Below are 4,337 nucleotides of genomic sequence, written 5' to 3' on the forward strand. Positions count from 1 at the left end.
CCACGTCTCGAGGGCCGCGTAACATTCATCCCGGCAACGTCGGCCCGACGTAGTTCAACACCGATCGGGACATCCCCGCGCGCGAAGACGATCGACGCATCATCAGCGGTATCGTTCACATGCTCCAGTGCGGCGCACGCTCGCGCGATTGCCCGCCCGACTATGGCCCTTACACGACAATTACAATCGGTTCAATCGCTGGGCTAAGCGCGGACATTGGCAGGCTATCTTTGAAGCGCTCGCCCGCTGCGGCAAGGACGGCCTGACTTTGTCGATCGACTCCACCTCGATCACAGCGCATCGCTCCGCGAGCGGCGGAAAAGGGGGGAGCATGAACAGGCCGTCGGCCGCTCACGCGGCGGGCGGAGCACGAAAATCCACGCGCTGAGCGACCCCGATTGCAAACCTTGCGCATTTCATCTCACTCCGGGACAAGACGCAGATCTTGCCGCAGGGCCGGCCCTTTTGAAACTCGCGGCGCCCATGTCTTCCCTCATTGGGGACAAGGCTACGATGGCGACGGCTTTCGCACCGAAATCGTCAATCGCGGCGCGAAACTCGTCATTCCGAACAAGTCCAACAGGGTGACCCTCCACAGCTTCAGCAAACGCGCCTATAAAGGACGCAACGTTATCGAGCGCTGCTTCTGCCGGCTCAAGGATTTCAGGCGTGTCTCTACTCGCTACGACGAACTTGCTAGAAACTTCTTGGCCGCCGTCCACCTCGCCGCCGTCGTCGCCTATTGGATCAATTGAGTCTGAACCCTAGTCTCTGTCGCGGCAGTTCTTCGTCTTGTGCGGTCCAAGAGCATGTCAAACAAACTAAGAAAATTGCGTATCTTTACCGACAGAGGTCCCCTGATTGCGCTAACCATCGCTGGGGGGATGGTGGTCGGCGTTGTCGGCCCGACGTCGGCGCAGTTCTTCAATTTCGGTGGCTATCAGCAACGGCCGCAGCCGCAACGCGGTGGCGGATTCGGCGGCGGCTGGTTTGGTAACGACATGTTTGAGCCGTCTGCTCCCCAGCCTCGTTGGGATCGGCGGCAAACCTTGCCGCCCGCGCGCGAGGATTTTTCGAGGGCGCCCGCGGCCGGAAAGCGCGATACTGTACCGGAGCGCCATGTTCTTGTGCTCGGTGATGCCATGGCGGACTGGCTCGCCTATGGTCTTGAAGACGCCTATGCCGAACAGCCTGACATGGGCGTGATCCGCAGACATAAGACCGTCTCAGGCCTTATCAAATATCAGCCGAAGGGCAATCCGGCCGATTGGGCCGCCGCTGCCAAAGGCATTCTCGCGACCGAAAAAGCGGACGTCATCGTCGTCATGCTCGGACTCGATGACCGAGTCGGGATGCGCGAGCCGCCGGCTGAGAAATCCGATATCAAGCCGTCGGACAAAAACGCAGACAAGAAGGAAGCCAGAGGCAAACCGGGCGTCAAGCCGGAGGGCGGTACGAACGTCGACGCGAAGCCGGATGGCAGACTGGTCGATACGGAATTGTCGCCAAATGACGCCGCCGACGCGCCGGCTATCGAGCCGGAGAGTAGCACGCGCTCGCCGAACGGCCTCTATGAGTATCGCGAGAAACGCTGGATCGAGCTCTACAAAAACAAGATCGAACAGATGATCGGCGTGCTCAAATCTAAGGGGGTGCCGGTGCTGTGGGTTGGCCTGCCGGTGGTACGTGGCCCTAAGGCAACAGCCGACACCCTGTTTCTGGATTCGCTCTATCGCGAGGCGGCCGGCAAGGCCGGCATCACTTATGTCGATGTCTGGGACGGCTTTGTCGATGAAGCCGGCCATTTTATGCAGCGCGGTCCCGACTTCGAAGGCCAGATCCGTCAGCTGCGCTCCTCCGATGGCGTGTATTTCACCAAGCCCGGCGCCCGCAAGCTTGCGCATTATGTCGAACGCGAAATCAACCGGTTGTTGGCTACTCGTTCCGCGCCGATCGCGCTGCCGACGGAACCGGCAAAGCCCGACGTCAATGCGCTGCCGGGTCAACCGGACCTGCGCCCGCTCGCCGGACCGATCCTTCCCTTGGTGGCCCCCTCTTTCGGCGCCGATCAATTGCTCGGCGGTCCAGGGGCGCCGATGGCAATGGATGCGCTAGCAGCGCGTGTCTTGGTCAAAGGTGAGCCCTTGTCGGCACCGGCCGGTCGCGCCGACGATTTTGTCTGGCCGCGCCGCGAAGTCGGACGCGAGCAGTCTAAGGATACTCCAATGGCTTCGGCTTCGCCCGATGATCGCATCCCGGTATCTGCGCCGGCGCCAATGCTAAAGCAGAAAAAGAATCGCAGCCAAAGGTGAGGCGCTGACGTTTTGGCCCGCAGGTTTCGCTCAGTGGGGCCGCTTCGGGGACAATCGCATCGGTTTGCGCCGGGGCCTGTGGGCGTGGCAAACGCAGTTCGCACCTGGAGCAACACTGTTCAGCCGCTTCTGGTTGGCCGTGTCGCGATACCAGTCGAACGGCTGCTCGTGCGTGGCGATCATCACGCTCTTAGTGTTGAAGTGGTTGTCGAAGGTTTCGGTGCGTATTCGCGGACGGTGGCGGAAATAGCCGAGGCCCCCCAAGGCGAGGCGGGGTCGAGCCGGTGATGATCGTTGACCCAGACGACGCCGGCCGACGAAGGGGCAACTCGATGCGCGCGGGCGACGTCACGGGTGATCGCTGCGGCAAGGCCGAAGGGGAAGTCGTTGGCAATCCTTAGGGCGAATGCCAAGCACCTACCTGGGTTGGCAGGTTCCAAATTATACTGCGGTGCTTAGACTCGTCGAGCGAATGCAACTCGCAACATTTGGCGAAACAAGATCACCTTGTAACTCAAATCGTCTTTTCGCTGCTTTCGGAAGGCTGGCAGAGTTGTCGACGCCGATAAAACGGACCCTTCCTCCGGAAAGCGCTGGATCCAGATGACGCTCTCATGGCGAAAAGCACAAGTCCTCGCCAGATCCAGATCCAGCCCCAAGGGTCAGGGCCTCCAGCGAGGAACCTCCGTCCGAAGCGGCCGTCGAAGGCGGTCTTCTGAGGCAGGATGAGAGCGGGAGACGGAAACTAAAGGGATCCGATGAATGTTCGGGGGCACATCCATTCCGCTCACGTCCAAGGTATCGGTCCTGTGCTCCAACCTTCAACTCTGTGATCGAAAAGCGGTGCATCATGACTAGAGAGCCGGGCGTCACCTCGGCGAACGCAAGTATTCGGGCAAGAATCGTCTGGACGATTGTCCTCGGCTTTGCCGCCGATCCTTTGATGCGTTGGAGTTGGCCGGACCCTGGGCAATATCTTGGCAGCATGACTCAGTTCATCAAGGCCTGTGGCGGACGAGCATTCGAGCATGGCACAGCATACGTCACGGGAGAGACTCGCGCGGCGGCCCTGTGGCTGCCTCCGGGCGTGCAGCAGGATGAGGATGCGCTGGACGCAATCATGGCGCTGTCCCTGCGCCCTGAAATCAGCGAACATATGGCACACCTGCGCCAGGGAATGGCCGAACATCATCCCTCCGAGCCACATTGGTATTTGCCCCTGATCGCTGTCGATCCGAACTGGGCCGGACAAGGGCTTGGCACATTGCTGATGAAGTACGTTCTTCAACGCTGTGATGAGCAGGGCCTCGCTGCCTACCTCGAAAGTTCGAATCCTGAAAACATTCCGTTTTACCAACGCCACGGGTTCAAGATTATTGGAGAGATACAGCACGGTTGCTCACCGCCACTTACGCCGATGTTGCGAAAGACGCGGTGAACGGAATTTCGGAGACGCTTCGCATGCTGCGGCTCCCGAACCGTCCTTGGAGACGAACTGAGGCGCATTGCCTCATCCGGATGGTTACTGGACAACTTCTCGCCGGTGATTGGGTGGCTGCCATCGAATTGGTCCGGTGGCGTCTATGGCGGGAAAGATCAGCATGGGCGCGCGGCGGCAGGTGGTGTCGGCCGAAAGGGATCGTTGCCGGTCGGCCACCCGGGCGGAAAAGAGGCGCATCTCGATGCGATATGCGCGACGACCGGCTGGCATCGCAAGTATGCGGTGCGTGCAATTCGGGCACGCGCAACAGTTGGACCGAGGCCGGTCGAGGCACCGCGAGAGCACAAGCGAGGATATGGGGCTACGATCAAGGACGCGATGACCGCAGTGTGGGGGCGTCGGATCGGGTGTGCGGCAAGCGGCTCAAGGGCCGGGTTTCGTCAACTCCTGCAGCTACGCCAATCATGAGGCTGGCTCCTTTTGTGTCTCGATCGACGGCAGTGGCCGACCGTGGATCTTTGCCTCAAAGCTCCGCAGCCGCTGATAGATCGAGATCAGTTCGACGATCGTGCTCCAGGAGTTGA

General features: G+C 60.5%; 3 protein-coding genes and 2 pseudogenes. 3 read left to right on the top strand and 2 right to left on the bottom strand.

Features of this window, described 5'->3' with window-relative positions; genetic code table 11:
* Positions 1-74: 74 nt before the first annotated feature.
* Together AC0L20_RS39320 and AC0L20_RS39325 are read left to right on the top strand one after the other, a co-directional pair.
* Positions 75-755 (top strand): annotated as a pseudogene (locus tag AC0L20_RS39320) (IS5 family transposase); the annotation flags it as partial.
* A gap of 54 nt (positions 756-809) precedes the next feature.
* Complete coding sequence (locus AC0L20_RS39325) at positions 810-2,312, top strand: SGNH/GDSL hydrolase family protein (RefSeq protein WP_473295564.1); 1,503 nt, start codon at positions 810-812, stop codon at positions 2,310-2,312.
* 117 nt (positions 2,313-2,429) lie between these two features.
* Here AC0L20_RS39325 and AC0L20_RS39330 read toward each other — a convergent pair.
* A pseudogene (locus AC0L20_RS39330) lies at positions 2,430-2,722 on the bottom strand (aldehyde dehydrogenase family protein); the annotation flags it as partial.
* 440 nt (positions 2,723-3,162) lie between these two features.
* Here AC0L20_RS39330 and AC0L20_RS39335 point away from each other — a divergent pair.
* Positions 3,163-3,750 carry a GNAT family N-acetyltransferase gene (locus tag AC0L20_RS39335; RefSeq protein ID WP_473295565.1) on the top strand — a complete coding sequence of 196 codons (588 nt, stop codon included), beginning with the start codon at positions 3,163-3,165 and terminating at the stop codon, positions 3,748-3,750.
* 465 nt (positions 3,751-4,215) lie between these two features.
* Here AC0L20_RS39335 and AC0L20_RS39340 read toward each other — a convergent pair.
* On the bottom strand, positions 4,216-4,337 hold a 122-nt coding region (locus AC0L20_RS39340; RefSeq protein ID WP_473295566.1), incomplete at its 5' end, for an SbmA/BacA-like family transporter.

This window comes from Bradyrhizobium sp. Kon58, assembly GCF_055807455.1.

Coding starts and splice junctions, on each gene's coding strand:
- AC0L20_RS39335 (WP_473295565.1), top strand. CDS start 3,163: ATGACTAGAGAGCCGGGCGTCACCTCGGCGAACGCAAGTATTCGGGCA.
- AC0L20_RS39325 (WP_473295564.1), top strand. CDS start 810: ATGTCAAACAAACTAAGAAAATTGCGTATCTTTACCGACAGAGGTCCC.